This is a genomic window from Nostoc edaphicum CCNP1411, from assembly GCF_014023275.1.
Lineage (GTDB): Bacteria > Cyanobacteriota > Cyanobacteriia > Cyanobacteriales > Nostocaceae > Nostoc > Nostoc edaphicum_A.
Genome location: NZ_CP054698.1, coordinates 3290527 through 3315371, shown reverse-complemented (window position 1 = coordinate 3315371; position 24845 = coordinate 3290527). Strand labels below are relative to the sequence as shown.

The following is a 24845-nucleotide window of genomic DNA, read 5'->3' as shown; positions in this document are numbered from 1 at the left end:
ATCAATGTCTTTGCGGATGTCTATGTTTGCTTTGGTTAGTAGTTTTATCAGAATACGGGCACGAGAGCGATCGCTCTCGTGCCAATGCATCATATCCTTTTTATAGGTCTTTTTTTTTGCAATTCCATCAGCAGATAGGTGTTTAACTGGTAGTAGCGTTGGAGTGAGGCAGAGTAAGCAGCGCGTAGTTCTTCGTTAGCTATTTTGGCGCGTAAATCTTCAAATATTTCAATAGCTGCTTGAATATGTGTTTGGGCTGGTTGTAAATTACCCTGACTGGATTCTAGGAGAGCTATATGAAAGAGCATTTTGGCTTCCTCTTCCCTGTCCCCAACTGCACGGAGTATTGTTAAAGCTTGGTTGTAGTATTTAAGCCCTTCTTGTTTTTCTCCTAAAGAGTAATTGTAGACAGCGCCAATATTACTGAGGATAGTAGCTTCCCTTCTTCTCTCGCCCACTGCACGGAGTAGGGGTAAAGCTTGGTTGAAGTATTTGAGCGCTTCTTGCTCTTCTCCTAATGAGATGTAGACAAAGCCAATATCGTTGAGGGTGCGGGTTTCCACTTTTCTGTCGCCCACTGCACGCCCTATGGGTAAAGCTTGGTTGAGGTATTTGAGCGCTTCTTGCTTTTCTCCTAAATCAGAGTAGACAATGCCAATATTGATGAGGGTGCTGGCTTCCATTCCCTTGTCCCCCACAGCACGGAGTATTGGTAAAGCTTGGTTGAAGTATTTGAGCGCTTCTTGCTTTTCTCCTAAATTGTCGTAAACTTTGCCAATATAGGCAAGGGTGACGGCTTCCACTTTTGTGTCCCCCACAGCACGGCTTATGGGTAAAGCTTGGTTGAGATATTTGAGCGCTTCTTGCTTTTCTCCTAATGAGCCGTAGACACTGCCAATATTGTTGAGGGTGCTGGCTTCCATTCCCTTGTCCCCCACTGCACGGAGTATTGGTAAAGCTTGGTTGTAATATTTGAGCGCTTCTGGCTTTTCTCCTAAATCGTCGTAGACTTTGCCAATATTGTTGAGGGTTTCGGCTTCCCAGGGTTTATCATCAACTTGTTGCCAAAGCTTCAGCGCTTCTTGGTATTTTGCGATCGCTTGTCGCAATGATTCTGCTGTCCCTTGTTGATAAAGTTTCAATCCCTCTTGAAAAACACGTTCAGCAGCAGCACGAGTGGCATTTTGTTGAGTGGTTCCTGGGCGCTGTGCTATCTGCAACCCTATGTTTCTTGGTGTCGCCCCCATAGCATCAGCAAGCATTACCGTACTCAGCAACAAAGTTAAACTGTAGTGGGTCACTTTTGGTAGAAACCACCAGCAAAACCCCTGATTATTTGCACTCCCCATGATTTATCAGCCTCAATAAGTGATTATTTACAGCCTATCCCGTCGGCATCAATTCCGATTATGTTCACACATGCCTCATCTCGAAGAGACATAAAGATTCTTGCAAGTCTTGGACGAATTTTTGAATCGTGTCGAAGGTAATCCCGATGGATCTATTTCTTACTCTTGAGACTCTACCTTTTGGATAAACTTCTGAATTGCCTGTAAATACGAGTTACTTCCAGGTTGATAAATTTGGAAATGTTTTCCTTCTGGAATTAATAAAAGTTGTTTGGGTTCAGAGGCAGCATCATATAACTGCTGACTCATATAGGATGGAACAATGCTGTCATCAGTTCCATGAATAAATAAAACTGGAAGACGTAGAGAACGAACTTTAGAAATAGAATCAAACTTTTGTGTTAGCAGCAAATCGATGGGAAACATCCGTAACCAATCTCTATATTTTATTTCCTCTGCCATTGATGTAAAAGAGCTTTGCACAATTAATCCACTAGCTTCTGGATGTTTTACTGCCAAATCTATAGCAACTGCTCCCCCAAGTGATTCGCCGTAAATGACAATTTGCTCTGGAGGAATTTGTCGTATTTTTACTAAATAATTCCAGGCTATTTGACTATCTTGATAAAGCTGAGACTCACTAGGAAAATTCCCTTTACTACTACCAAAACCTCGGTAGTCAATCACTAACACAGAAAACCCCAACTGTCGCATTGCTTGAAGTCTGGCTATATGAGTGTAGTAACCCTTATTCGCAGCAGCACCACAAAAGTATAAAAATGTTTTAGGTGATTTTAAAATTTTTACAGGCTCATTTGGAATTAAAGAAACTTTCTCTTTTGGTAATGCTGCTGGAATCCACCAGCCATGTATATATTCATTAGAGCTGGTAATAGGTAAACGCACATCTTTGTAAGGAAGAAAAAAGTCGGGTGAACTAGGTAGCGTTAAAATTTGTGGAGTGGGGCGAAATATCAAATAACGCTGCCGAATAAACAAAATTAGACAAGTTGAAATGTAGGCGATCGCTACCACTCCTATACTCCTTAGCAGTATTTTTCGAGGATGAAAATATCGCATATTCCTAAAGTTCTTTTCCAATACTGCCAAAAGGTACGATGTCTACGACGGGCTACGCCTACGCGATTTTTGTTAGCCTACTGCTAATACAATCCCCATTCTAATTTCAGAGTTTCTAACTTAGGATTTTTTACACTCATTCTCCTACACTCTTCTAAAAAGTCTTTGACTTGTCCCTCGTTAAGACTTAAGCCGCCGTCTTGCAGATTGTTGATGTAAGTAATCACATCTGAAGTTGTTAAAGCTGAACTAATTTCTTCTAGAAGAATAGCATTTCTAACTTCCCGACAAACCAACTCAATATCTGATGAAGTAAATCTCCCACTTTTATCTGCCAGAATTTCAAAGTTAACTAGCTGATTCATATCAATTTTGGACAGGTAGTGTTTGAACAAATCCATTCTTTCCACTTGATCGGGTGGAAAAACAGGAATCTTCCAATCCAATCTACCAGAACGCTTCAAAGCACTATCAATGCCACTCAAATAATTAGTAGCAGCAATGACAATTACATCACTATTTTGGAGATTATTTAGTTCTATGAGTAATTGGTTGATAGTTGCTTTTTGGTCTGTATGTGCGTTGTCATTGTTACGATTAAATCCAATACTGTCTAATTCATCAATGAATAAAAGTGAAGGAGACTTTTTCTTAGCTTGAGCAAAGATATCGCGAATATTCTTTTGACTTTGCCCGATCCAAACACTGATAATATCGGCAGGAGAGAACTTAAAGAAATATCTTCCCGACTCATTAGCAAAGGCATTTGCTAGTAAAGTTTTACCACATCCCGGTAAGCCATAAAAAAGAATTCCACCAATTGAACTTTTGTATCCTTTAGATTGCAGCTTCAGGAGTCTAGTTAGTTTTTCTTTTTCTTCCTTTAGCCCTTGTACTTGGCTAAAGTCAAGCTTAAATTCTTTGACGCGGTTAGTAGTTGGATATGCTTGGACTAAACTAGGTTTTTGAGCCACATACTCAAAAGATGGATAGTTGATAGAATCAAATGATACTGGGACTAATTGGTGTTTTTCATAATCAGGAGCCATGATTACAACTTGGAAGCGATCGCCATAATATCCAGAAAATTTATATTCTAATATTTCTTTAGCTTTTTTCAGTTGGTAATAGTTGCGTGCTATCTCAAAACCGGGGATTACTAACCAAATACTTTCGAGTTTATTTGGCCATACTTTTGATTTTCTCAAAACTCTTTTAATTGAATCTAAAAAGAGATTATTATCCTGAAATTCTTGATATTTGAGAGTTTCTATCTCAATCAACACCTGATTTTTTACATAGACTTCTATGATTTCACTTTGGTACTCTTCATCATCATCCGATGTATTTTCATCTATTGTTTCCTCATCTCTGGAGGTAAACTCAACTTCACAGCCGATATTAGACAATCCATATCCGATACTTTCCAATGTTTTAATAGCAAAATATTTGAGATAGATATATTCTTTACTTTCCTGTTGCCACTTCAGGGTGTAAAAATGTTCAGCTTTCATCTTCAGTAATAACTGTGACTCAGCCTGTATCTGGGCTTTTTGTAATTCTAGAAAGTAATCTTGCAAAGATGCATCATCTTCCTCTATTTCATAATACGGAAGTTCCAGCAGGAGACGAAAATGGGCGTATACTTCCTCTTTATGTTCAATAGAGACTTCATTTGGATATTTACACCTGAGAGTAAAAGTAAAAGGAATTTTACTGGCAACTCTATCTACTAAGTATCCTAAAGCATCTTCTTGCTGATGAGCTTGGATTTCTAATACCGATGGACAATGAAATAAAATGAAAAACTGTTCAGAATTATATTTATTTGCATATAGTGATATCTGTTCAAACTGCTGATCAAATTTTTCAGAATCAAGCAATTCTAAACCAGTGTTGCCAAGTATAATACTGGTCATGGTTGAGCGATAAAACTGAAAAATACTAGCATCAGAGATAGGATTTTCTTGTTCATCTTCACAATCTTTATCTTCTGAGGCAATACTGCTAGGAATTTTCCTAGCGACAGCTTTTGGTATACTATTATAGCCGCCATACTGATATTTTCTAATTAATTCATAATTAAAGATTTTGACAACAATATCAGAGAAGAAATCTTCTACTTGTGGAATTAAAAAAATACCTACTGGCTGGTGAGAATCTAAACATGCCTGGAATCGTTCATATTCTTGTTCAGAGCCAAAATCAAACAAGTAGTAGAAAAAATCGTGTTTGACTGAAATTGCCTCTTTTAGTTTGGCTGAAATAGATTGAGATTCAGCAACTTCATTTATTGGTTCTACACCTTTAATAGAAATAGCTATTTTTGTATCTAACGGAATATGCAAATCCAACCGAGGATTTGCACAAAGCCCCAATTCATCAAGAGCAGTATTAAAATCATCTATGAATGATTGACTTCTACGCTGGTAGCCAAACTGTTCTATGATAGTTTTGACCCGTAGGCTTTTTTGAGTTTTACCAGTTCTCTGGAGTTTACTTTTAATTGTACGTAAGTAGTCTGTATATGACATTTTGTGAGCATCCCAAGGAAACTAAATATATAGTTCCCTAACTTACATCTCCAGCTAACTCACACAAGCAATGTCTTTATTTTTGTCCGAGAGTACTAGCGTGGCAAGCTTAAAATAGTGCATTAGACGTAGGTTGGGTGGAGCGGAGCGCAACCCAACATATATTCAGGATGTTGGGTTACGCAAAGCCTTCACCCAACCTACAATTTTTTTGCAACATTTTAGCCTTGCCACGCCAGTACGATAAATAATCATGCGCGACCCATCGCTACAGTCGGGTTAGTGCGAGATTAGATGGAGGTTCAGTAGTGTTTGAAATCAACAGACGGCGGATTAACCCCAGGTGGAATATCACCGAAGACTTGTCTGGGTATATGTTTATGATGCCCACCATTCTAGTTTTAGGAACTTTTGTAGTCCTACCCATTCTCTACGCCGTTTTTCTTTCCTTGCAAAAAGTTCAACTTCTTGGCGGTATTGAGTACGAATTCATTGGTTTTCGGAACTTCACGCGATTAGCTGAAGATGAAAGAGTTTGGATTGCTTTGAGAAACACAGCCGAATATGTAGCTATTGTTGTGCCAACTCAAACTATCCTGGCTTTAATTCTGGCGGTAACTCTGAATTCTGGAATTCGCGGTAAAAACTGGTGGCGTATCCTCTATTTTTTGCCGACAGTCACTTCTTCAGCAGTGCTGACACTCATCTTTATGTGGATTTATAACACTGATGGGCTACTAAATGATTTTCTCGCTTTTGCGGGGCTACCTACTTATAACTGGTTGGGTGATCCAGCAGTTGCGCTCAAAGGCATTATGATCATGAACATTTGGTCAACCGCACCGTTTTTCATGGTGATTTATCTGGCGGCGTTACAGGATATACCCCAAACACTTTACGAGGCCGCGGAACTTGATGGTGCAAATGGATGGCAGCAATTTATCCACATTACTCTTCCCTTACTTAAGCCTGTAACCTTCTTTGTGGCAACAGTGGGGGTAATTGGGACTTTTCAACTTTTTGACCAGTCTTACATCTTCTCTGGCGGTACTGGCGGGCCAAACAACGCTACCTTAACTGTGGTGCTGCTGATTTATCAGGCTGTGTTTCGGAATTTACAAATGGGATATGCAGCTGCGATCGCATTTTTGTTGGCAGCAGTGATTATTGCCATCACTTTGATTCAGCGGCGACTTTTTGGAGGTGAACGAATTTGACTAACATCTCTGGCTTATCCTGGCTCAAAGCCCTGTTGTATGTCTTGCTGACACTCTATGCCATCATTACCCTAATTCCATTTCTCTGGGCACTTTCAGCATCATTTAAGCCGCTAACAGAGATTGTCAGTGGTGAACCCAACTTTCTCCCCAAGAATTTTACTCTCGATAACTACAAGCAAATCTTTCTTCAAGAACCGCTATTTTGGCGCTGGTTGTTCAACAGTGTGGCGATCGCCATTAGCGTCACGCTTTTAAACTTGTTATTAAACTCAATGGCTGGTTATGCCTTGGCAAGACTGCGCTTTGTAGGCAAACGCTTTTGGTTCTTCCTGATTTTGGCTGTGCTGGCAGTACCAGCGCAAATCACCCTGATTCCAACATTTTTGATTTTGAAAGCGATCGGCTGGCTGAATTCTTACCAAGGCATGATTGTACCTAGCATGGTCAATGCCACTTTTATTTTTATGATGCGGCAGTTTTTTGTTAATTTTCCTAAAGAACTAGAAGAAGCAGCGCAACTGGATGGCTTAAATACCTTTGGAATTTTTCGATATATTGTCTTACCTTTGGCAAAACCAGCACTAGCAGCGCAGGCAGTGTTTGTATTCATGGGGAGTTGGAATAATTTTTTGCTGCCTATAGTTATCTTATTTGACCCAGAAATGTTTACCCTTCCCTTGGGGCTGAACACCTTTAAAGGTCAATACATCAGCTATTGGAACTACATTATGGCGGCTTCTATGGTCTTCACTCTGCCCGCTTTAGGTATTTACGCCTTTTTTAACCGTTACTTTATTCAAAGCGTCACCTTTACCGGGGGAAAAGGTTAATAGTCATTAGTCAAGAGTTAAAAATTCTTCCCCTGCCCAATACCCCATGCCCCATGCCCCATTCCCAATGCCCCATGCCCAATGCCCCATTCCCTAAACAGTATTTTGGGCAACAAATTGCACTCCTAACGTGATATTGGTATTACAGAGACTCAATCTCTATCTATTAGTTAACAAGCATTATGGGTTTTGCAGACCTATCGATCGCAGAGATAGCAGCCGACTACAGCATTCCTGTAGAAAAAGTGTTTTCTCTGTGCAACCAACTGGGAATCGCCTACAAACACCAAAAGACCCGTTTGGCGTTAGAAGATGCAAAGGCAATTATTTCCCAAATATCGTCTGAAACACACCCAAAAGGTACTAGCGACTTGGTGGGTGATAACGAGGTCAACTGAAGGGTGATCTCGGCTTTGGCTAATCACTGGTAGCTAATGGCAAAAAACAATGAGTCATTAGCAATTAGCAGCTTGGAGATTGAGAATCGCTTTCTTAGCTGTGTTGAGCGTCAAAATTTTTTTAAGGGGAAACATGTTTAGAAGACTAATTGGCGTTGTTGTGGCCACTGTTTTACTCTCGTTTCAGTTGTTTGTCGGTAGCGCGACAGCAGTGGAACTGGACAAAGCTACCCGAACAGTGCCATTAAATACTGAAGGTGAGGTCACCGTACTCAGCCTTAAACAAGTCAAAGAAGGCAAACGCTTATTTAATTACGCTTGCGCCCAATGTCATGCTGGGGGAGTTACCAAAACAAACCAGAACGTGGGACTAACTCCAGAGGATTTGGCACTGGCAACACCCAACCGTAATAACGTTGAAGGCTTGGTGGATTACCTGAAAAATCCTACTACTTACGACGGCGAAGAAGAAATTTCCGAAATACATCCCAGTATCAAAAGTGCAGATATTTTCACAGCAATGCGAAATCTGACAGATGATGACTTGGAAGCGATCGCTGGTCATATTCTCTTGCAACCCAAAATTGTTGGTACTAAGTGGGGAGGTGGAAAAATCTATTACTAAATCTCGGAATTAGTACTGAGTCATTGGGAATTGGGCATTGGGAATTGGGCATTGGGCATTGGAAATTGAAAAGAGGCAGAGGGGAAAACTCTTCTCCCCATTCCCCATTCCCCATTCCCCATTCCCCATTCCCCATTCCCCATTCCCTAGTTTTCACAACAGCACAAAATGTTCCTTTTTGGCACACAAAAAATTTTGAAAAACCATGATATTCCTAAAGAAAAAATAAAAATCTCTTATTTAACTGTTTACCTTGATTCACGGGCTTTTTGGGCTATGGCAGTCTAGTATTTATTACTGATTGCACAGCTTTTTGCCATAAATTGCTCCCCATTATTAAAAAAAAATTGTATCTATGACAGATTGTCATATTTGGTGTTGATTTTATTTAAAATAGAGAAAGGGAAAAAAATTAGATGTTAGGAGAGAGCTATGAAATTAATTTCGGCAAGCTGGCGACGCCTTAGTTTAGCTGTATTGACAATCCTTTTAGTTGTTAGCAGCGTTGCTGTTTTTACTCCCAGTGCTTCGGCTGAAACCTATCAGGTGAAATTGGGTAGCGATAAAGGAATGCTCGCATTTGAACCGAAAAAGTTGACTATCAAACCAGGTGACACAATTGAATGGGTGAACAATAAAGTTCCTCCCCATAATGTTGTGTTTGATGCTGCCAAAAACCCCGCTAAGAGCGCTGATTTAGCGAAATCTCTGTCTCATAAAAAGATGTTGATGAGTCCTGGTCAAAAGGAAACAACTACCTTCCCCGCAGACGCAACACCTGGTGATTACACCTTCTACTGCGAACCCCACCGTGGTGCTGGCATGGTTGGTACAATCACTGTCGAAGGCTAGAAACATTGTCGTTGGCAAAGATGATTTCTCAGTGAAATTAGCTCATGGCAACACGCCACACTCCTAGAGTGACGCACAAAATGTATAAATGGCGGTAACGAGTCCCATCTTCTCCTAAGACGCTAAACAACCTGTGGCGAGGAGGAGTGAACTAGTTACCGCCAATTTTGATCAAATTTGACTTAATCGGGGATTAATCACGTTTATACTCTTGCTGGAGGCTTGTTGCGAGGAAATTCTGTTGAGAATACTTTTATTAATCTTACTGTCGGCGATCGCTCTATTCAAATTGACATTCATTAGTCCAGCACTCGCTGCCGAACCATCTAATGGGGCTAAAATTTTTGAGGCTAACTGTGCTTCTTGCCATATAGGTGGCGGTAACATCCTTATCAGCCAGAAAACCTTGAAAAAGGAAGCATTGTCAAAGTACTTAGAAAATTATGATAGCGACTCAATCCAGGCAATTATCCACCAAGTACAAAATGGTAAAAATGCCATGCCTGCCTTTAAAGGCAAGTTAAGTCATGAGGATATTCTTGAGGTAGCTGCTTACGTATTTCAAAATGCAGAACAAGGCTGGTAAATTAGCATACCGTCTAGTTCTTGTGGGGTAAGCATCTTGCTAGCTTTAGGCTACGGGCGGGCAAACACTCACCCCACAAGAATTTAGTTGAGTATTCTTTTATATATAAATTCTATTTGATTGCGTAAAAAAACTTAGTACACATCCAATACTACTCGGTTAAGCATTTTGAACCCAAGGTTTGGTTTTGGGAAAGGGTTACTGGGTTTGGGTTAAAGGTTTTAATTTCCCTTTCCCCCCGCCCCTTATCCCTAGAGGGGGCCCCACCTTCCCCTTTCCCCCTTAACCGACAAGTATTGAGTACAAATCTTTTTTCTTTCTTATTTCCTATCCCTCACTACGTAAGTTAGTTCAGGAATCAAATCCCATTTTTATATGACGAACTAGCGATCGCCAGTTCGTCAACTGCTAAAAACGAAACCCTAAAAATGAATGATAAATTTACAATTTTTATCATTCATGGCTTCTAGCTTGTTTATTAATCCAAAACCACCCACTGGTGATTATTTTTCTGGATTAGACTTTTGCCTGTTTTCTTTCACTTCGCGCAACCGTTCTACTAATTTTTGATCAGATTCAGTAGAGGATGTAGCCTGACCACTATTTACTCTCGGCAGCACTAATGGTTCGGAAGTGGTAGATGTTGATGAAGGTGTGGGCTGATTATTTCTGATTCGTAGTTCAGATAATGGTTTGGGAGTAGTTGTGGGTGCTAACTCAGGCTGATTGCTATTAACTCCTGGTGCAGCTAATGGTTTGAGAGTACCTGTCGATGTAGGTTTGGGCTGGTTATTTCTGATTTGCAGATCAGGGAATGGTTTAGAAGTAGCTGCTGGTAAGGGGGTAATAAGCTGATTGTTATTGACTCCCGGTGCAGATAATGACGAGGGCTTTTGCTCTTGAGTAGCCCCAGTGCTATTGCTAGTGTTGTTTTGGAAAACGAGGTTAAAGGGATAGGAACTGATTTGTTTATCTCCCTTGGGGGATTGCTTATTAAAGTATTCTCTTGCTTTTGATTGCAATTCAGGGGAAACTAACTTGTCTTGAAATTTGATATCTAAGACCTTGCCATCAGCATCTACCACTAATACGCCCAAAACAGCACCTTCAAGATTCGGCTTATCTGTGGGTAATATTTGGCGGATGACTGATTTTTGTTCAGCGTTAGGGTATTCTTGCTGGACTTCTTTTCTCAGGTTTGCGTAAGAGTCTAGCTGTGCAATTGTCTGTTGAGTTCCCTTCAACGATAAATTGGCTGTCTGGGATGTGCTTACCCTAGTTCCGATTAAAGTATTCCCACTCCTTGGAGCTTGTTTTAGAGAATTTATCAGCTGATTTTGAGTTATTTTGGACGCATCATTCGCCGATGGCGTCATTTGTGCAGTCGTATTTACCTGTGCTGTTGCAATGGGGGCAGTGTTAGATAAGTTTGGAGATTGGGCATTCCGCAGAATATCATCAGGTACTTGTTGCGACTGCAATTCTGGCAACCTATTTACAGCTAGGGGCTTAGGTGGCTCGTATTTGCTGCCACTGTCACTCACGCTAGGAACCGATGGAGAGAATCTGGCGCCAGTATTGAATTTAGAACTGTCAAATTTAGAGGCGTCAAATCGCAAATTATTACTAGGAATCATCCGCAAAGACTGCCTTGTAGGCAAAGAGGAGACTTGATAGTTATTCGATGATGGGGGTAGCGGAGGCAGTACTAGCTGACTGGATGGCGGTGGCGCTAATGGAGGTAATCCAGTTTGGGCACTAAAGTTTGGAGCAGAAAGTGGCGCTATTGGAGGAAGTTGTTGTAAACCAATTTGGGGAGTGCTTTGGGGCAACCGATTCTGGTCGGCTTGGCTCAATGCCAAAAGTCCGACTGTTTTGGATGATGCTGTTTCTTTGGGCTTGTTAGACTCCATAGGCATCAATGGCACAATCATCGCGATCGCACCGTGAATGCCAAGAGAAGCTATAGCTGCTATCCCAATTGGCTGGCTTAAGATATCTGGTATATTTTTCAGCAGGGAGACGTAAGACATAGCTGTTATCGTTCACTCGACTCAGTTGCAGTTGACTAGCGATTTTCTCTTTCCGACTATATTGCAATATTTTGCAATATATGCATCCATCTAAGGAAATAATAATTTCCTATCTTGGCAATCAAAACGCTAAAATTGCCATTTATTCAAATTTTTAATTGATCAATGACGGTGTATCATATTTTTCAATTCGCTCTTGCTAATAGAGATATTTGAAAAATTACTACCTTTGATTTTTTTTATTGTTATGGCGCACACAATTAAAATTTATTTATATTTGGGATATTTATAAAGTTTAAGTGAACCCACAAGTCTGATTACATCAAAACATTTGCTTAAGTTGCCTGGTTTTTTTACTCAACTACGCTCTTGTAATAGATGGCACACTTGCTTGTCCGAGACTAGTCCCTATGTGAAAATACTATCACATCAGCAGCCCCTAAAACTGTTGCAAACTGTACAATTTTATTGACATTCTCGCCCTAAACCGCACTAAAGCAATTTGGGTTTTTATCAAAGGAGTTAGTCAGACATCGCAATTCTAGCTTCTGAATCATGACGACTTCTTCATCAAAGAAGTTCAAACCCTCAATATTGCATCCAAGATTTAAAATGCCGTTACCGACAGTTATTTTGCCTGGATATCTGGAAAGCGCGATCGCTTACCGCCAACTAGAACAATCTCTACAGCAGTTAGATTTTCCCACAACTACAGTCCCACTGCGACGGCGTGACTGGCTACCCACTATTGTAGGAAGACCTATAACGCCAATTTTGCAACAACTAGATCGCACGATCAACCATACATTGCAGCAATATAATGCTACTCAAGTTAATTTAATTGGTCACTCAGCCGGAGGTTGGATATCCCGAATCTACATGGGAGGAAAGCCCTATTTAGCACGCGGCGATGTCAAGCCATTTCTTTGGGAAGCGCATCCCCTGGTTGCTACTCTCATCACCTTGGGTACACCCCACATTAGCCAAGAACGCTGGACGCGCTTCAATCTTGATTTTGTCACTCATAATTACCCAGGAGCCTTTCACAAAAACGTTCGTTACGTTTGTGTGGCTGGGAAAACTATCTTTGGAGAAAGACGACGCGGTAGTTGGTTAGCTTATAGTAGTTACCAATTAACCTGTGGTAAGGGTAACACTTGGGGAGATGGAATCACACCCATTGAAGCTGCTCATTTAGAAGGAGCAGAAAATCTGGTGATTGAAGGTGTGAGGCATTCTCCGAGAAGTCCTGGGATTTGGTATGGTTCACCAGAACCCTTAAAAGCTTGGGTGCAATATTTAATTTAAAAAACTCATCTTTTTATGAGAAATGCAACATTTATTAATATTTCTTAGCTAAAATATAACAAGAATAAATACCTAGTTAAGAACAGGAGGGGTGAGCTATGCAAAGCACCCAGTTCGATAGGATTTTGCGACGAGTAGCGACGATAATATCGGTCGTGATTCTGACTCTGTGCCTAATTTATATCTCTACCGGAATTTTGCTTTCTTTTTACTATGAACCGACAGCAGGCGGGGCTTATAACTCCTTAAAGATGATTAATACACAACTGCCATACGGCTGGTTGTTTTGGAGAGCGCATGATATTGCTGGTAACGCGGTAATTGCGATCGCTCTCATTCAACTTGTGGTGATGTTTTTAGGTCGGCAATTTCGTAAGAGTTGGCTGGCTGCTTGGATTAGTGGGATTTTGTTGACCTTAAGTGCGATCGGGCTGAATTGGACAGCCATGATCCTAGATTGGACTCAGGAAGGATACTGGCGTTTTAGCATTGAGCTAGGAACCATCGAAGCCATTCCTTTGATTGGTAGCCAACTGCGCGACATCCTGACTGGCGGTGGAGCCATTAACACAATTACCGTCGAACACCTTTACACAATCCACAGTTATCTGATTTCGGTAGCGACGCTAATTCTTGCCATAGTGCATTTGTCTGCCTTACTCTGGCAGGAATCGCAAATGCATCAAGCTGAGTGGGAAGTTGGGAGTTAGAACACCAATGACTTCTGAATTAATTCTTACGAAATAGGTCTATTAAAGATGGCAGATTCACATGACATACTCCATGAAAATGAGGTCAGTGAATTTGCCCACTCTATCAAAGAGACTTTGGGGTAGATGTTCATCTAACTCCAAAAAAACAGCGTTTTCTTCCGATCTTCCCACTGTTGCGCCTCCGTTGGAGGCTCACGTTAATTAATAGCCTCTTTTGTAGACGCTGTATGTTACCTCCCCTATGGGGAAACACTTAGCGATTAAAAATTAATTTTCAAGTAAGATAGATATTTATTCACATTTTACTTATAATTTTGCTGCAATAAATAACTAAAATTCATAATTTATAAAAAACTTTAAATATTTCGCTGTAATTGAAAAATATATAGCATTTTTCTTCATAAACTCTTGATGTTCATATCATTGATTCTGCCATTGTAATAACAGTTGAAGTGATAGATGTTAGAAGGGTGGTTATAAAACATAACTTTTATAACTTGCTAAATAATGGACTGCTAAAAGACTAACAATCAATCTCACGTCAATTATTACGAGAGAACTGACAAAGAAGCTTATGTTGAAAACAATGAAAAGATTCTTAAAATTTTCTATTGCTCTTGCAAGCCTTACCATATCATCATTTCCTGCAAATGCTCAAATTTCAGAATCAGTAAGTAAAAATATCAGGTTTTTTATTACTAGTGAAAAATTATTGATTGCTGCGAATATTCAAAGTGGCTCTGCTTGCTCTTTAAACCAAGGTATTTCAATTACGAAAATGTCTGGGTTTAAAACGATTAATAGAGATAATGGCAATGTAAGAATTTCAGGCAAAGTAGAAAGTTTTCTTTCAATGAAAAAAAATCAGCTATCACCAGTATCTGGTAAATTTCAGACTAATGCTAGAGTCCGCAGCGCTGACTGGTTAATTAGAAATACAGAATATTTTCCAGAATTTCTTAGCCAAATGGAAGACTGCACAACTGAAGGAGGATTAAAAAGAATGCAATTAGACGCTCCTTCACCTTGAAATATATACATACATTTGAATTTTGAATTGTTATTCTCCCCCTGCTCCCGTCTTCCCTTATGCCCCAGGGGTGTCAGTAGTGAAAAGTTGAGATATTTTGGCGAGGGGGACTTCTTCAACTTCTGGTAACTTTTCTAAAGAGAGGCGAGTAGACTGGGTAGCACCAGATAAACGTTTTAAAAGCTTAGGTCTAGGATCATGCAAAAGGTAGATAATGCGATCGCCAACTTCCCAATCGTATTTTACTGGTACTACCTGTAAGCGTTCTTCTCGTTCTACTAATAGCGGTATCAACGCCCCAGTCCTAATCATTTCTTGGATATGCTCATTTTGACTAGAAAATTCTGACTCAGTTAGGGTAGTTGTTCCTAACTTGACTCGTCCATCATTCAAATATTCATTCCAAGTCTTAATTGCTAAGTCTGGGATAAAAGCTTGATTAACTTTATTACTAACAGAAGTACTCGCTTGCGAATTACGTGGGAAAACAGCTAAGACACGTGGCGGATTGAACTCCTCAGATGCTCGTTGAGCCAAAACAAAATTTACCTCGCCATTGCTTGTCATAGCCAAAAAAGTACCCATAGAGGCAAGTCCAGCCTCTTCCAGAACAGCGGCATCCAGCGCACTGCTGGCAATAACCCGAAGATTTTGCGCCTCAGCTTGAACAAGACATTTGGGATCAGTATCAATCATCACTACCTTTTCACCCCGTTCTTGAAAGAACCGAGCAATTAAAAGACTTAAGGGATTACAACCCACAATCACTGCCCCAGTTGCATCTTTTGAAGTGATTTGCAGCCATTTAGCAACCCAGCCAGCTGTTAGACCTTGGCAAACAACAGTCATGATAATTGTCAAGAATACCAGAGCTTTAATGGAATCACCGCCGTTAATGCCGCGCTGTGTCAGCGAAATCGCAAAAAAAGAAGCTACGGAGGCAGCAACAATTCCTCTAGGAGCAACCCAGCTTAAAAATACTTTCTGTCGCCAGTTTAGGTCACTGTTCCAGGTACACAACAGAATATTAATCGGGCGAACGACAAACATTAATACCAAAACAGTGAATAAACTACCCCAACCCAAAGCAAACACACTAGCAATGGATAAATCAGCAGCTAATAAGATAAATAGCACCGAGACGCTGAGAATTGTCAACTGACCCTTAAAGCTCCGTAACAGACGTTCTTCCGGGACTGAGGAGTTAGCAAAAACTGCTCCTGCCATGACTGTTGTCATTACTCCCGATTCACTACGGATCATTTGCGATAAGGTAAACAGGCTCCAAAGTATTGCCAACACCACTAAGTTTTTTAGCTCAAATGACAGAAAACTGGCGCGTTTGAAAATCAAACTCATCAGATAACCGCCAGCACCACCAATTGCCGCACCAACACCCAGGCGCATCAGCAAACCGGCGATCGCATTAATGGGGTCAGCATCGCCGTTTAAAATCGTATCGAGGACAACGAAGGCGAGGATAGCGCCAACAGGGTCAATTAAAACCCCTTCTCCTTCCAAAAGTGTTGCCACTTGCCGATCTACATTTATTTGTTTAAGCAAAGGGCCAACCACGGTTGGGCCTGTCACCACGACTATGGAAGCGTAGAGAAAAGCTATGTTCCAAGGAAATTCACCCAGCCAGTGAGCAGCCATACTCCCACCAAGCAGTGTGATCAGCGTTCCTAGGGTGACGAGCAATTGCAGGCTAACTGAAACTCTACCTAACTCTCGCAGATCCAAGTTAAGTCCGCCTTCAAACAAAATTATTGCCGTTGCTAGGGCAACAATAACTTCCAGCCCAGTGCCCAGCGAATGGGGATGCAATAGCCCTATGCCATCGGAGCCAAAGAGGATGCCCAACAGCAATAACAAGACGATGCTGGGTATGCGAAAATATGCAGCCAGCACTTGGGCGCTAATGCCTGCAAAGACAGCGATCGCCATCTGTAGGGTGATATCAAAAGATGCTTCCATGTTGTAGATTTTGAGCGATTTATTTCAAAATCTTTTGTAAAAAACCGTAGATATTAACTTTACAGGGTACAACATCATACCTTTTGTCCATTGCTGAATTTAGCGTTTTTTCGATCTGTGTATCCCCCAAACTTCTGAGCACAGGATGCCTCAGCATCCTGTGGCTTACCGCAGAAGCTTCTACGGAATTTTTTGTGCGTCTCCATATCTTTGTATCTTTTTGAAGCTTTTACTCCACCCAGTTTACCTGCCACAAACTTTTTTTGGCAAAACCTGTTGACAAAGGCAAGAAAATTGGTTAATTTATAAAAGGTCTGAGTCCGATGCCCCCATCGTCTAGAGGCCTAGGACACCTCCCTTTCACGGAGGTAACGGGGATTCGAATTCCCCTGGGGGTACTAAAAAAGTAGAAGTGTGTATTTCTGCGAGGCTATAAACAAAAACGATCATCCAGAGTTACTCCTGAATGATCGTTTAGTTACACATACGGTTCTTTACTAGCTAACTCTTCTACACGTTGGTGAATAGCCAGAAGATTTAAGCGTAGGTCTTTACTCAGGCGATTTTCAATGATTCCCACTGGCATAGTGAGTTTAGGCCAAACTTGAATTGTGTAGCAAAGATTTGTTCCTACATACTCACCGAGGGAATAAGGCTCTAAGCACCAGCTACCAGAAAAGCCTTTAAAATCTCCCTCTACCATCCGGAAATTAATTTCTTTGGGGAAGCATTCTTCCAAATCCAGAACCACCCGCGCAGAAAAATTGAAATTCAGTAAGCGCTGGGAGCCTACTTGCTCAAGTCTAATTCCACCATTAGGATGCTCGATTAGACGACTCTTGGCGAGGTTGGGGAGAAAGTCAGACAAAGCTTCATAATCTGTCAGAACCTTCCAGATTCGTTCTACTGGTTGGGGAATTTTAACTTTAGCGCTGATTTGCCGCTGTCGTTCTGCTATTTTCTCAATTTGGACTTCTATCTTAGCTGCCAAAGCGATTTTATCAGCAGTCAAATCCCCTTGGAGGTTAATGTCATCACTAGGAGACTGGAAATCAGGGTTCTCTGTTGTGTTCTGTTTTTTAGTCACTTTCAGAATTATGGTTTGCTTTCGTCAGAGAATTGGGGCAGAGTCAGGGTGAAGCAAATTTCGCTCTGTTCAGAATCCGAGATTTGGACACTTTCAACAGCGATCGCTCCATTTAAATGCTGCACTAAAGACTTGACTAGAGCAAGTCCCAAGCCAGTCCCCGGAGTCCAACGCCCTTTTCCGCGACGAAACTTGTCAAAGATATAGGTCGCTTCTTCTTCAGAGATAGCACGTCCTGTATTCGTCACCTTCATGATAACTTGATCAACAAGTTGATCAACTTGGTGAGCAGCTTGCAAGCGGACGATAGTATCATGCTCTGAGTATTTACAGGCATTCGTTAACAATTCTTGCAGGATGCGGTCAAAACTCTCCAGTTCAGTTTGCAGTTTGAGAGATTCTTCTGGTAAATCTACAGAAATTTTTAATCCCTTCTCTGCAAGTTTTTTCTCAAAAGATGCTGCTATATCTAGGATTCTAGTATTTAAATCTATAGATTCTAATTGCGGGGCTTCATGAGGCGACTCTAGTTTCTGGAGTGTCAACAAGTCATTAATCAAGTTGATTTCCTTTGTACATTCCTGCTCTAGGATATCCAGATATCTAACTTGACGCTCTGGTGCTATTCCTGGCAAACGCAAGTTACGAATTGACATCAGCATATTTGTCAGAGGATAGCGCAAGCGATCGCTCATGTTGCTCAAAAATTCATCTTTTAGTTCGTTGAGTTTCCGTAGCTGCTCAACATACTGGCGTGTTCTTTCATGCAATTTCGCTTGTAGTTCCAGACTACTCTGGAGTTTTGCCGTCCGCTCATCTACCAAAGTTTGCACTTGTCGCAATGTCTGTGACTGAATTATGGCGTTACTCACTTGAGCGCAAACCATTTCCACAAGATTTAATTCTGCTGGTTGCCAGCTGCGAATCACAGATTGCTGTAGCACTAAGAAACCCAAGATTTTACCTTGACTCTCTAATGGCACTAAAAGTACCGCTGGCAATTCCCCTATTTCAAATAATGGAGCCGCTGTCAAGGTATCGTTTTGGTCTGTATAGTCATCGAAGATTACTGCTTTTCCAGAATCCATGAAGGCACGCTGGCATAAACCACAGTCTGAAAGCAAGAAAGACTGAGCTAAGGTGCTTGGTTTACTAGTACCGAAATTTTGTGTTTCCCTAGCCCATTCACCAATCACAGTAGCTTTCGCTTTGGGAATTTGTTTTTTAGCTTGAGTCCTAAATAGTGGATCTGTATATTTTAGTGATATGAGTAAACCCCGATCTGCCTGTAGAGATTCGGCAGTTGAGGTGATAACTAACTGGAGCATTTGATTAAGCTCCAAGTTGCTGCGACTCAATATAGTTAATTGCTTGATCAAGTTCTGATGCTGCTCGCTCTTTTGCACATACTGCTTTTGATGAGCAATGAGTTGAGCTTGTGCCACTCTCGAAAAAGCGATCGCGCAAGCCGACTCCACTTCTGTGAGTAATTGTTTTTCTGATTCACTCCATTCATAGGGTTGGAATTTAATCAGATTAATCACTCCATTATTATTGCCACCAAATCTGGTGGGAATTGCCAAAACAGTTTTTATTGGTAGTGGCAAATATTGACACCCAATTACCAGACTGTTCTGAATGATAGAAATGTCTTCGATAGTCAATGCTTGGGCAGCACATTGCAGCACTGGCGAGTGCATGAGTAACTGTTCCATCGAAAACATTTCTTCGGGATGTGGCAACCCTAGATACTCATCAGCACACCAATTAGTAGTAGTTGCTTCGGATGTCTCACCCGTCACGGAAACCAAGCAGCAGCAATCTACTTGAAAAGCAACTCCTAGCAATTGGGCAATATCTTGGAGCATTAATGCCGTCGTCGATCTATTGGCAATGATTTGGTTAATCTTTTGTACCAACTCACGGGCAGGTTCTTCCTGATGCTGCATCAGCTTGACTTGGTAAGGTTGTAGTCGATCTATGTCATCTACGTAATGTGGCGGCGATGATAAAGGCTTTTTCATTATTGGCACGCCCTCGGATAATAACCCAATTGTTCTTGCACCCAACTTCTTGGCATATTTTTCACCGTTAGTTGTGTTGCTACACCCTGATAATTGACAAATATTGTATGAATACTTTCTCTCACCTGTTATAGCCCTTTTCTATCTCAGATGGCCAAATTTCCACTGTATCAAGCAAATTGCTACATTGGTACATAAGTAAATAGAATACTTAAGATATCCTATAAATGCTTCAGTTAGCTTATTTTTTACTGCTTTATGTTGAAATAATTCACTAACTTTATCTTCTCTGTAAGTATACACAAACCGTAATTTCTCTGGAATTCCAGCAAAATTTCCCTTTAGCTCACGTAAAATTACTTAAATTATTTTATAAATTTTTATTACAGTTTGAAAAAACCTAGTAGGTTTAACAAGTTACTCTTTGATCTCCGTAACTCTCAGTAAAATATTAATGAACCTAAAATTTGAATGCAGCCCAATTATTAGTAATAATAACTGGGCTGCATTCATCTGATTATCAGACTATCCAGCCAAGCTCTCGACACTCAGAGGAACCATATCGCCATTCCTCGTCAGTCCTAACAACATCGGTTGTTGGGGTTGAATTAGTTGACCTGTAAGTACACAGCGTTCTTCCTGCTGAGCTGTGGCAGCGATGCTAGCTCGAATGTCCGCTCGCGAAAATCTAGGCTTCCACTCACCTGATTTTTGCTGGACATAATTCCAAAGAATATCTCGGATCAGAGCTTGATATCCCTGATTCCCAGCGATTTCTTTGAGTTTATCTTTGAGTTCCCGCTCTAGGCGGATGCTGGTAACTTCCATGTCGGTGGTTGGGGTGCGAGCGATCGTATGCATTAGTTTTTCTCCTTAAAGGTATAGACAGGATAGTAATACAAGTGTAGTATGTTTAAAGGAATGTTCAATAGGTGAAATTTTCTGTGAAATCCATTTACCCCATATCTACTTCAATTTTGTGTACCACCAATCGCCGATCCGGTTGGGAATCCGCTGTTATGGAAGTGGAGTATTTATTTATGGGCGATGGTAGCCGAGATTATGGGCAAATCACAGAGGGTAATCATGATTTTAGACATCTCAGCATTAGTGCGCTGATTGCAAAACCAGAACTAGATGAACAAGGCGGGGGGTACAGACATAGAAATACTGTACCGATATAAGACCAGAAAATTTTCCGGTCAATTCTAACCCCCGCTTCACCGAAAACTTGAAGCGGGGGTTTTTTTATAAGGAGTTAAGCTGTGACGATATCTTCCATGCGCGGCGCGATCGCAATGCAAGTGTTAGAGCAATCTGTGGTGGTGTTTTCTCAAAATTACTTGCCACTATGTCGGATCAATATCAAGCGGGCAATTGTGCTGTTAGTAACCAACAAAGCCCAACCCCTTGGTTTTACTACAGAAGCCGGATGGCAAGTTCACTCACCCAGTTTGGTAATTGATGTGCCAAAACACATTCGTTTGACAATCACTTCTAATGAGCGGATGTGGAAAGTTCCGCCAGTGAATCGGCGGGAAGTGTTGCGACGAGATCATCACAGTTGCCAATATTGTGGCAGCAGCAAACATCTAACGCTAGATCATGTGATGCCGCGTTCTAAAGGCGGTTCTCACACTTGGGATAACGTAGTCGCAGCTTGTGAAAGATGTAACTCCCGTAAAGGCGATCGCACCTTGTTTGAAGCTGGTATGCAACTGCATACCAAACCAAAAGCGCCAATTCACCCCGCGATTTCTTTTGCTGAACAGTTTTGGATAGATATGCAAGCAAACCTGGAATAACAGGAGAGCATAAGGAATGCTGAAATTAACTTACACTGAAAGCAGTTTTGATTTGGAATGTGTTACTCTGTCGCTAGAAGAATGGGTAGCGCAGCGAGTGATTTTAGCCCTGCGAGTTGGGCAAGGTTTATGCATTGAACCCACTACCGCTTCCTTTTTGCTTCCTGTTGATTTGCCAGGAGTAGAAGTACTCAGGGCTGAGGTAAAAAGAGATGACAGAGAAATCATTGCCCTCTGTGCGTGCGATACCGAATACATGGAAGTCACCCTGCGGGGTTCTTGGCTATCAGATAGTTCTAAGGATGCTGTCGGTGTGTTTGTCACCACTCTGAGCGATCGCGCTGAGTTCTTTTTGCACAAACTTTGGCAGGAAGCTCAAGAAAGCAGTGCTTCTGTCATGAGCGAATAAACGAAATAGTAGGGTGAGCATAACTTCTCACCCTTTATTATCGAACAGAATTTAGGAGTCAGGAGTCAGAATTCAGTTGGGTATTCTGACCGAAAAAGCGAGCCATTATCAATACAACCCAGCAATAACCTTTTCGTTGTTGCTGGGTTGCACCTGATCAAGCATTTTTCCTTGAAATTTAGCTGGGGCTGTCAAGGTAGGGTCTACTACTGGCGCATTAATTTGCCCTTTTGCTGGACGATCTTGAACTTGTGCAGCATGGATTTTGCTTATTGGCTGGTTCATCCCAATTGTGGGGAAGTGCCTGGAGCAATACTACAAGCTGTAATCATAGTGGCGATCGCGACAACACTAATTATCTTTTGTCGGTTGAGGTAGTTATCTGTCACTTCAGGCTTTTAAATAGTCATCCAAACTGTAGTTTGTTTGACTTTTAAGAGGGCTTAATTAACTTCAAATCTAAGTAAAGAAGCTTTTCTAGACAATTTCAAAAAAACTTTCTAAAACCCCTTGACACCTCTTGTAGTATTTTGTAGTATATTTGTAGTGAGGCGAAAGACAAAGCTTCTCAAGAGTCAAAGTTATGTTCTACATACAACTAAAGGACAGGCGTTGGAATAAACCAGAGTCCCCAGTAAACAAAGCTGCTTTTACTTGCAAACCATCGGCAGTAGAGGCAATAAATGAAAAAAGTTCTAAATTTGCACTCATCAAAACCACTGAATACATCCGTAATACACAACAGGCTTGCTACCTAGAGTTTCGGTTGTTTTCCTAACAGTAAAAAGTCAATTATCTGAACCTTGAAAACTAAATAAGAAATGGGCAAGTTCACCAACAAAATCTGTGCCTAAACTTTGAAGTTTTTAGGCACAGATTCCAAAAATCGGGGTGTAGCTCAACTGGCTAGAGCGTTCCGTTGTCTGCGGAAATGTTGCGGGTTCAAATCCCGTCACCCTGGTTGTAGTCCCGTAGGCGAATAGTTTAAGCCGTCAGCCTCTCAAGCTGAAAATTGCGAGTGCGAATCTCGTCGGGACTCCCAAGTGGTCAGGTAGCCAAGTTGGTAAGGCGTTGGTCTGCAAAACCGATTAGCGCGGGTTCAAATCCCGCCTTGACCTCTGTCGCAGCGTAGCTTAACCAGCAAAGCCCCAGGTTCATACCCTGGTATATGCGGGTGCAAATCCCGCCGCTGCCACCAAATGCAGGGATGGTGTAACGGCAACACCTCGTGACTCCAAATCCGATATTCTAGGTTCAAATCCTAGTCCCTGTGTCAGACAATTTTGGATTTTAGGTTTTAAATTTTTTAATCTAACAATTCTGCAAATTATGCCCTCGTGGACGAATGGTTAAGTCAGTGTTCTTTCAAAGCACAGATGCGAGTTCAATTCTCGTCGAGGGAATGATTTATGGGTCGGTGGCCGAGTCTGGCTGAAGGCGACAGTCTGTAAAACTGTTCTTTTTTGCACGCAGGTTCAAATCCTGCTCGACCCACTATGGAGAGGTGGCTGAGTGGCTAAAAGCGTCCTCCTGCTAAGAGGAAGCGGGCGTTAATACCCGTCGCAGGTTCAAATCCTGTTCTCTCCGTTTTGAGAGTGTGGTGTAACTGGATAACATCTCAGTCTACGAAACTGAAGATTTGAGGGTTCAATTCCCTCCGCTCTCGTTACATGATCTCTTCTCCTATCCCCCGGTAGCTCAGTCGGTAGTTAGCGCCTGTTTGAAAAACAGGAGGTCGTCGGTTCGATTCCGACCTGGGGGGCTTCGTTGCCTCATAGCTCAATGGTAGAGCAAGCGGCTGTTAACCGCGAGGTTGTAGGTTCGAGTCCTACTGAGGCAGCCATTCATTGCTGGGTGGACGAATTGGTAAGTCGCATCGCTCTGAACGATGAGGTCGCAGGTTCAAACCCTACCCTGGCAATAAAGCCCTGTGGTGTAATTGGCAACATAGCGCCCTTTGAAGGCGAAGATTCCAGGTTCGACCCCTGGTGGGGCTGCCAAACTCTGCTCCTGTAGCCCAATTGGAAGAGGTGGCAGACTTAAAATCTGTTTTGTTGTGGGTTCGACTCCCACCAGGAGTACCAACGGGATGTAATTCAGTGGCCAGAAGCCATGCTTTGGGAGCATGGAGTCGCAGGTTCAAATCCTGCCATCCCGATATGCCCCTGTGACGGAACTGGCATACGTGCTGGAATCAGAGTCCAGGTTTTGCAGCTACCCTTCGGAAAGCCGCTTCACGTCTACAAATTCTGTCAGGGGCACTAAGCTCTCGTGGCGGAACGGAAGACGCACGCTTACCGAGGATCTAGTTTTTTGTAGGTTCAAATCCTGTCGGGAGTACCAAAATATCTGAGTGTGGCGTAGGTGGGAGCGCGGAAGTTTTGGAAACTCCAGGTCGTAGGTTCATCCCTACCACTCAGACTTTGCCCTTGTAGCCCAACGGAAGAGGCGCTTCGCTTAGAACGAAGAGGTTACTGGTTCAAATCCAGTCAGGGGTATTGGTGAATATGCGGGGATGAAGCAAGAGTGGCTTGGAAGTCTCATAAGCCTCACATCAGCAGGTGCAATTCCTGCCCCCGTCACCAGCTCAATTGGCAGAGCAACTGACTTGTAATCAGTAGGTTGCAGGTTCAATTCCTGTTACCAGCTTGATGCGGGTGTGATGTAATCGGTAGCATCTGAGTGCGCCATACTCAGTGCGTGTGTACTCTTCGAGAACGCTACGCGAACAAGTCCCTCCACTCGCTTGCTTAGTCCTGTAGCTTCAACGGTAGAGCAAGTGCCTTACAAGCAAGAGGTTGCAGGTTCAAATCCTGCCAGGACTACCAAATATTGGGAGTGTAGCTCAATGGAATAGAGCTTCGAGCTTCTACCTCGAAAGTTGTGGGTTCAAGTCCTACCACTCCCGCCTAAACAAGTCAAAAGTCAAAAGAATGAATTTAATATTTCTCTTTCTTTTTGTTTTTACTTTGATCTTTTTACTTA

At 41.8% G+C, this 24845-nt stretch carries 22 protein-coding genes and 19 tRNA genes; 32 read left to right on the top strand and 9 right to left on the bottom strand.

Features of this window, described 5'->3' with window-relative positions; genetic code table 11:
- Positions 1–89: 89 nt before the first annotated feature.
- From HUN01_RS16480 to HUN01_RS16470, 3 genes are all read right to left on the bottom strand, one after another.
- Positions 90–1349, bottom strand: coding sequence for a tetratricopeptide repeat protein (locus tag HUN01_RS16480; protein ID WP_181932157.1), 1260 nt, complete (start codon positions 1347–1349; stop codon positions 90–92).
- A 159-nt stretch (positions 1350–1508) separates the two neighbouring features.
- The gene (locus HUN01_RS16475; RefSeq protein ID WP_181932156.1) at positions 1509–2429 is read right to left on the bottom strand and encodes an alpha/beta hydrolase; all 921 of its coding nucleotides are present in this window, start codon (positions 2427–2429) and stop codon (positions 1509–1511) included.
- Positions 2430–2512: 83 nt separating this feature from the next.
- Positions 2513–4963, bottom strand: coding sequence for an ATP-binding protein (locus HUN01_RS16470; protein WP_181932155.1), 2451 nt, complete (start codon positions 4961–4963; stop codon positions 2513–2515).
- A 308-nt stretch (positions 4964–5271) separates the two neighbouring features.
- On the opposite strand from HUN01_RS16470, the gene HUN01_RS16465 reads away from it, so the two are divergent.
- The 6 genes from HUN01_RS16465 (at position 5272) to petJ (ending at position 9474) form a co-directional block, all read left to right on the top strand.
- A complete protein-coding gene (locus HUN01_RS16465; RefSeq protein ID WP_181932154.1) occupies positions 5272–6180 on the top strand; it encodes a carbohydrate ABC transporter permease in 909 nt (302 codons plus the stop codon).
- Entirely contained in the window at positions 6177–7013 is an 837-nt protein-coding gene (locus HUN01_RS16460) for a carbohydrate ABC transporter permease (protein WP_181932153.1), read from the top strand. Before HUN01_RS16465 ends, HUN01_RS16460 begins: the two co-directional genes overlap by 4 nt.
- A 182-nt stretch (positions 7014–7195) precedes the next feature.
- Positions 7196–7411, top strand: coding sequence for a hypothetical protein (locus HUN01_RS16455; protein ID WP_181932152.1), 216 nt, complete (start codon positions 7196–7198; stop codon positions 7409–7411).
- A gap of 133 nt (positions 7412–7544) precedes the next feature.
- The gene (gene psbV, locus HUN01_RS16450) at positions 7545–8036 is read left to right on the top strand and encodes a photosystem II cytochrome c-550 (RefSeq protein ID WP_181932151.1); all 492 of its coding nucleotides are present in this window, start codon (positions 7545–7547) and stop codon (positions 8034–8036) included.
- A 432-nt stretch (positions 8037–8468) separates the two neighbouring features.
- Entirely contained in the window at positions 8469–8888 is a 420-nt protein-coding gene (gene petE, locus HUN01_RS16445) for a plastocyanin (protein WP_181932150.1), read from the top strand.
- Between the two features lie 241 nt (positions 8889–9129).
- Entirely contained in the window at positions 9130–9474 is a 345-nt protein-coding gene (gene petJ / locus HUN01_RS16440) for a cytochrome c6 PetJ (RefSeq protein ID WP_181932149.1), read from the top strand.
- Between the two features lie 503 nt (positions 9475–9977).
- Here the strand turns inward: petJ and HUN01_RS16435 are convergent.
- Entirely contained in the window at positions 9978–11507 is a 1530-nt protein-coding gene (locus HUN01_RS16435; protein ID WP_181932148.1) for a hypothetical protein, read from the bottom strand.
- A gap of 612 nt (positions 11508–12119) precedes the next feature.
- Here HUN01_RS16435 and HUN01_RS16430 point away from each other — a divergent pair.
- The 3 genes from HUN01_RS16430 to HUN01_RS16420 all read left to right on the top strand — a co-directional run bounded on the left by HUN01_RS16430 (position 12120) and on the right by HUN01_RS16420 (position 14558).
- Positions 12120–12815 carry an esterase/lipase family protein gene (locus HUN01_RS16430; RefSeq protein ID WP_181932147.1) on the top strand — a complete coding sequence of 232 codons (696 nt, stop codon included), beginning with the start codon at positions 12120–12122 and terminating at the stop codon, positions 12813–12815.
- A 98-nt stretch (positions 12816–12913) separates the two neighbouring features.
- The gene (locus HUN01_RS16425) at positions 12914–13525 is read left to right on the top strand and encodes a cytochrome b N-terminal domain-containing protein (RefSeq protein ID WP_181932146.1); all 612 of its coding nucleotides are present in this window, start codon (positions 12914–12916) and stop codon (positions 13523–13525) included.
- A 577-nt stretch (positions 13526–14102) separates the two neighbouring features.
- Positions 14103–14558 (top strand): hypothetical protein, encoded by a 456-nt coding sequence (locus HUN01_RS16420; RefSeq protein WP_238846292.1) that lies wholly within the window; start codon positions 14103–14105, stop codon positions 14556–14558.
- A gap of 57 nt (positions 14559–14615) precedes the next feature.
- Here HUN01_RS16420 and HUN01_RS16415 read toward each other — a convergent pair whose 3' ends face one another.
- Positions 14616–16535: a cation:proton antiporter gene (locus HUN01_RS16415; RefSeq protein WP_181932145.1), complete on the bottom strand. Its 1920-nt coding sequence runs from the start codon at positions 16533–16535 to the stop codon at positions 14616–14618.
- Positions 16536–16860: 325 nt separating this feature from the next.
- On the opposite strand from HUN01_RS16415, the gene HUN01_RS16410 reads away from it, so the two are divergent.
- Positions 16861–16933, top strand: a tRNA-Glu gene (locus HUN01_RS16410).
- Positions 16934–17013: 80 nt separating this feature from the next.
- On the opposite strand, the gene HUN01_RS16405 is transcribed toward HUN01_RS16410, so the two are convergent.
- The 3 genes from HUN01_RS16405 to HUN01_RS16395 form a co-directional block, all read right to left on the bottom strand.
- Complete coding sequence (locus tag HUN01_RS16405; protein ID WP_181932144.1) at positions 17014–17622, bottom strand: SRPBCC family protein; 609 nt, start codon at positions 17620–17622, stop codon at positions 17014–17016.
- An 8-nt stretch (positions 17623–17630) separates the two neighbouring features.
- Entirely contained in the window at positions 17631–19646 is a 2016-nt protein-coding gene (locus HUN01_RS16400) for a sensor histidine kinase (RefSeq protein ID WP_181932143.1), read from the bottom strand.
- A gap of 525 nt (positions 19647–20171) precedes the next feature.
- Entirely contained in the window at positions 20172–20507 is a 336-nt protein-coding gene (locus HUN01_RS16395) for a ribbon-helix-helix domain-containing protein (protein WP_069070862.1), read from the bottom strand.
- 83 nt (positions 20508–20590) lie between these two features.
- Here HUN01_RS16395 and HUN01_RS16390 point away from each other — a divergent pair, with 83 nt between their 5' ends.
- From HUN01_RS16390 to HUN01_RS16380, 3 genes are all read left to right on the top strand, one after another.
- Positions 20591–20830: a hypothetical protein gene (locus HUN01_RS16390; RefSeq protein WP_420832801.1), complete on the top strand. Its 240-nt coding sequence runs from the start codon at positions 20591–20593 to the stop codon at positions 20828–20830.
- 114 nt (positions 20831–20944) lie between these two features.
- Positions 20945–21451: an HNH endonuclease gene (locus tag HUN01_RS16385; protein WP_181932712.1), complete on the top strand. Its 507-nt coding sequence runs from the start codon at positions 20945–20947 to the stop codon at positions 21449–21451.
- A 16-nt stretch (positions 21452–21467) separates the two neighbouring features.
- Positions 21468–21860, top strand: a complete 393-nt coding sequence (locus HUN01_RS16380) for an alr0857 family protein (RefSeq protein ID WP_181932141.1) — start codon at positions 21468–21470, stop codon at positions 21858–21860.
- 108 nt (positions 21861–21968) lie between these two features.
- Here the strand turns inward: HUN01_RS16380 and HUN01_RS16375 are convergent, their stop codons facing one another.
- A complete protein-coding gene (locus HUN01_RS16375; protein WP_181932140.1) occupies positions 21969–22145 on the bottom strand; it encodes a hypothetical protein in 177 nt (58 codons plus the stop codon).
- A 298-nt stretch (positions 22146–22443) separates the two neighbouring features.
- Here HUN01_RS16375 and HUN01_RS16370 point away from each other — a divergent pair, with 298 nt between their 5' ends.
- The 19 genes from HUN01_RS16370 to HUN01_RS16280 all read left to right on the top strand — a co-directional run bounded on the left by HUN01_RS16370 (position 22444) and on the right by HUN01_RS16280 (position 24768).
- Positions 22444–22638: a hypothetical protein gene (locus HUN01_RS16370; protein WP_181932139.1), complete on the top strand. Its 195-nt coding sequence runs from the start codon at positions 22444–22446 to the stop codon at positions 22636–22638.
- Positions 22639–22747: 109 nt separating this feature from the next.
- Positions 22748–22821, top strand: a tRNA-Asp gene (locus HUN01_RS16365).
- A gap of 4 nt (positions 22822–22825) precedes the next feature.
- Positions 22826–22902 (top strand) — tRNA-Glu (locus HUN01_RS16360).
- 3 nt (positions 22903–22905) lie between these two features.
- Positions 22906–22978, top strand: a tRNA-Cys gene (locus HUN01_RS16355).
- A 4-nt stretch (positions 22979–22982) separates the two neighbouring features.
- A tRNA-Met gene (locus HUN01_RS16350) sits at positions 22983–23058 on the top strand.
- 3 nt (positions 23059–23061) lie between these two features.
- A tRNA-Trp gene (locus HUN01_RS16345) sits at positions 23062–23133 on the top strand.
- 59 nt (positions 23134–23192) lie between these two features.
- Positions 23193–23263, top strand: a tRNA-Glu gene (locus HUN01_RS16340).
- 8 nt (positions 23264–23271) lie between these two features.
- Positions 23272–23354 (top strand) — tRNA-Tyr (locus tag HUN01_RS16335).
- Positions 23355–23358: 4 nt separating this feature from the next.
- A tRNA-Ser gene (locus HUN01_RS16330) sits at positions 23359–23447 on the top strand.
- Positions 23448–23451: 4 nt separating this feature from the next.
- Positions 23452–23526: transfer RNA gene (locus tag HUN01_RS16325), tRNA-Arg, on the top strand.
- A gap of 21 nt (positions 23527–23547) precedes the next feature.
- Positions 23548–23622: transfer RNA gene (locus HUN01_RS16320), tRNA-Phe, on the top strand.
- 6 nt (positions 23623–23628) lie between these two features.
- A tRNA-Asn gene (locus tag HUN01_RS16315) sits at positions 23629–23703 on the top strand.
- A 5-nt stretch (positions 23704–23708) separates the two neighbouring features.
- Positions 23709–23781: transfer RNA gene (locus HUN01_RS16310), tRNA-Gln, on the top strand.
- Between the two features lie 3 nt (positions 23782–23784).
- Positions 23785–23860 (top strand) — tRNA-Gln (locus HUN01_RS16305).
- A gap of 6 nt (positions 23861–23866) precedes the next feature.
- Positions 23867–23944 (top strand) — tRNA-Leu (locus tag HUN01_RS16300).
- 1 nt (position 23945) lies between these two features.
- Positions 23946–24018: transfer RNA gene (locus HUN01_RS16295), tRNA-Pro, on the top strand.
- 267 nt (positions 24019–24285) lie between these two features.
- Positions 24286–24358, top strand: a tRNA-Leu gene (locus tag HUN01_RS16290).
- Positions 24359–24612: 254 nt separating this feature from the next.
- A tRNA-Val gene (locus tag HUN01_RS16285) sits at positions 24613–24688 on the top strand.
- A 6-nt stretch (positions 24689–24694) separates the two neighbouring features.
- Positions 24695–24768, top strand: a tRNA-Arg gene (locus HUN01_RS16280).
- The last annotated feature ends 77 nt before the right edge of the window (positions 24769–24845 follow it).

Coding starts and splice junctions, on each gene's coding strand:
- HUN01_RS16480 (WP_181932157.1), bottom strand. CDS start 1,349: ATGGGGAGTGCAAATAATCAGGGGTTTTGCTGGTGGTTTCTACCAAAA.
- HUN01_RS16475 (WP_181932156.1), bottom strand. CDS start 2,429: ATGCGATATTTTCATCCTCGAAAAATACTGCTAAGGAGTATAGGAGTG.
- HUN01_RS16470 (WP_181932155.1), bottom strand. CDS start 4,963: ATGTCATATACAGACTACTTACGTACAATTAAAAGTAAACTCCAGAGA.
- HUN01_RS16455 (WP_181932152.1), top strand. CDS start 7,196: ATGGGTTTTGCAGACCTATCGATCGCAGAGATAGCAGCCGACTACAGC.
- psbV (WP_181932151.1), top strand. CDS start 7,545: ATGTTTAGAAGACTAATTGGCGTTGTTGTGGCCACTGTTTTACTCTCG.
- petE (WP_181932150.1), top strand. CDS start 8,469: ATGAAATTAATTTCGGCAAGCTGGCGACGCCTTAGTTTAGCTGTATTG.
- HUN01_RS16435 (WP_181932148.1), bottom strand. CDS start 11,507: ATGTCTTACGTCTCCCTGCTGAAAAATATACCAGATATCTTAAGCCAG.
- HUN01_RS16430 (WP_181932147.1), top strand. CDS start 12,120: ATGCCGTTACCGACAGTTATTTTGCCTGGATATCTGGAAAGCGCGATC.
- HUN01_RS16425 (WP_181932146.1), top strand. CDS start 12,914: ATGCAAAGCACCCAGTTCGATAGGATTTTGCGACGAGTAGCGACGATA.
- HUN01_RS16420 (WP_238846292.1), top strand. CDS start 14,103: ATGTTGAAAACAATGAAAAGATTCTTAAAATTTTCTATTGCTCTTGCA.
- HUN01_RS16415 (WP_181932145.1), bottom strand. CDS start 16,535: ATGGAAGCATCTTTTGATATCACCCTACAGATGGCGATCGCTGTCTTT.
- HUN01_RS16400 (WP_181932143.1), bottom strand. CDS start 19,646: ATGAAAAAGCCTTTATCATCGCCGCCACATTACGTAGATGACATAGAT.
- HUN01_RS16395 (WP_069070862.1), bottom strand. CDS start 20,507: ATGCATACGATCGCTCGCACCCCAACCACCGACATGGAAGTTACCAGC.
- HUN01_RS16385 (WP_181932712.1), top strand. CDS start 20,945: ATGCAAGTGTTAGAGCAATCTGTGGTGGTGTTTTCTCAAAATTACTTG.
- HUN01_RS16380 (WP_181932141.1), top strand. CDS start 21,468: ATGCTGAAATTAACTTACACTGAAAGCAGTTTTGATTTGGAATGTGTT.
- HUN01_RS16375 (WP_181932140.1), bottom strand. CDS start 22,145: ATGAACCAGCCAATAAGCAAAATCCATGCTGCACAAGTTCAAGATCGT.
- HUN01_RS16370 (WP_181932139.1), top strand. CDS start 22,444: ATGTTCTACATACAACTAAAGGACAGGCGTTGGAATAAACCAGAGTCC.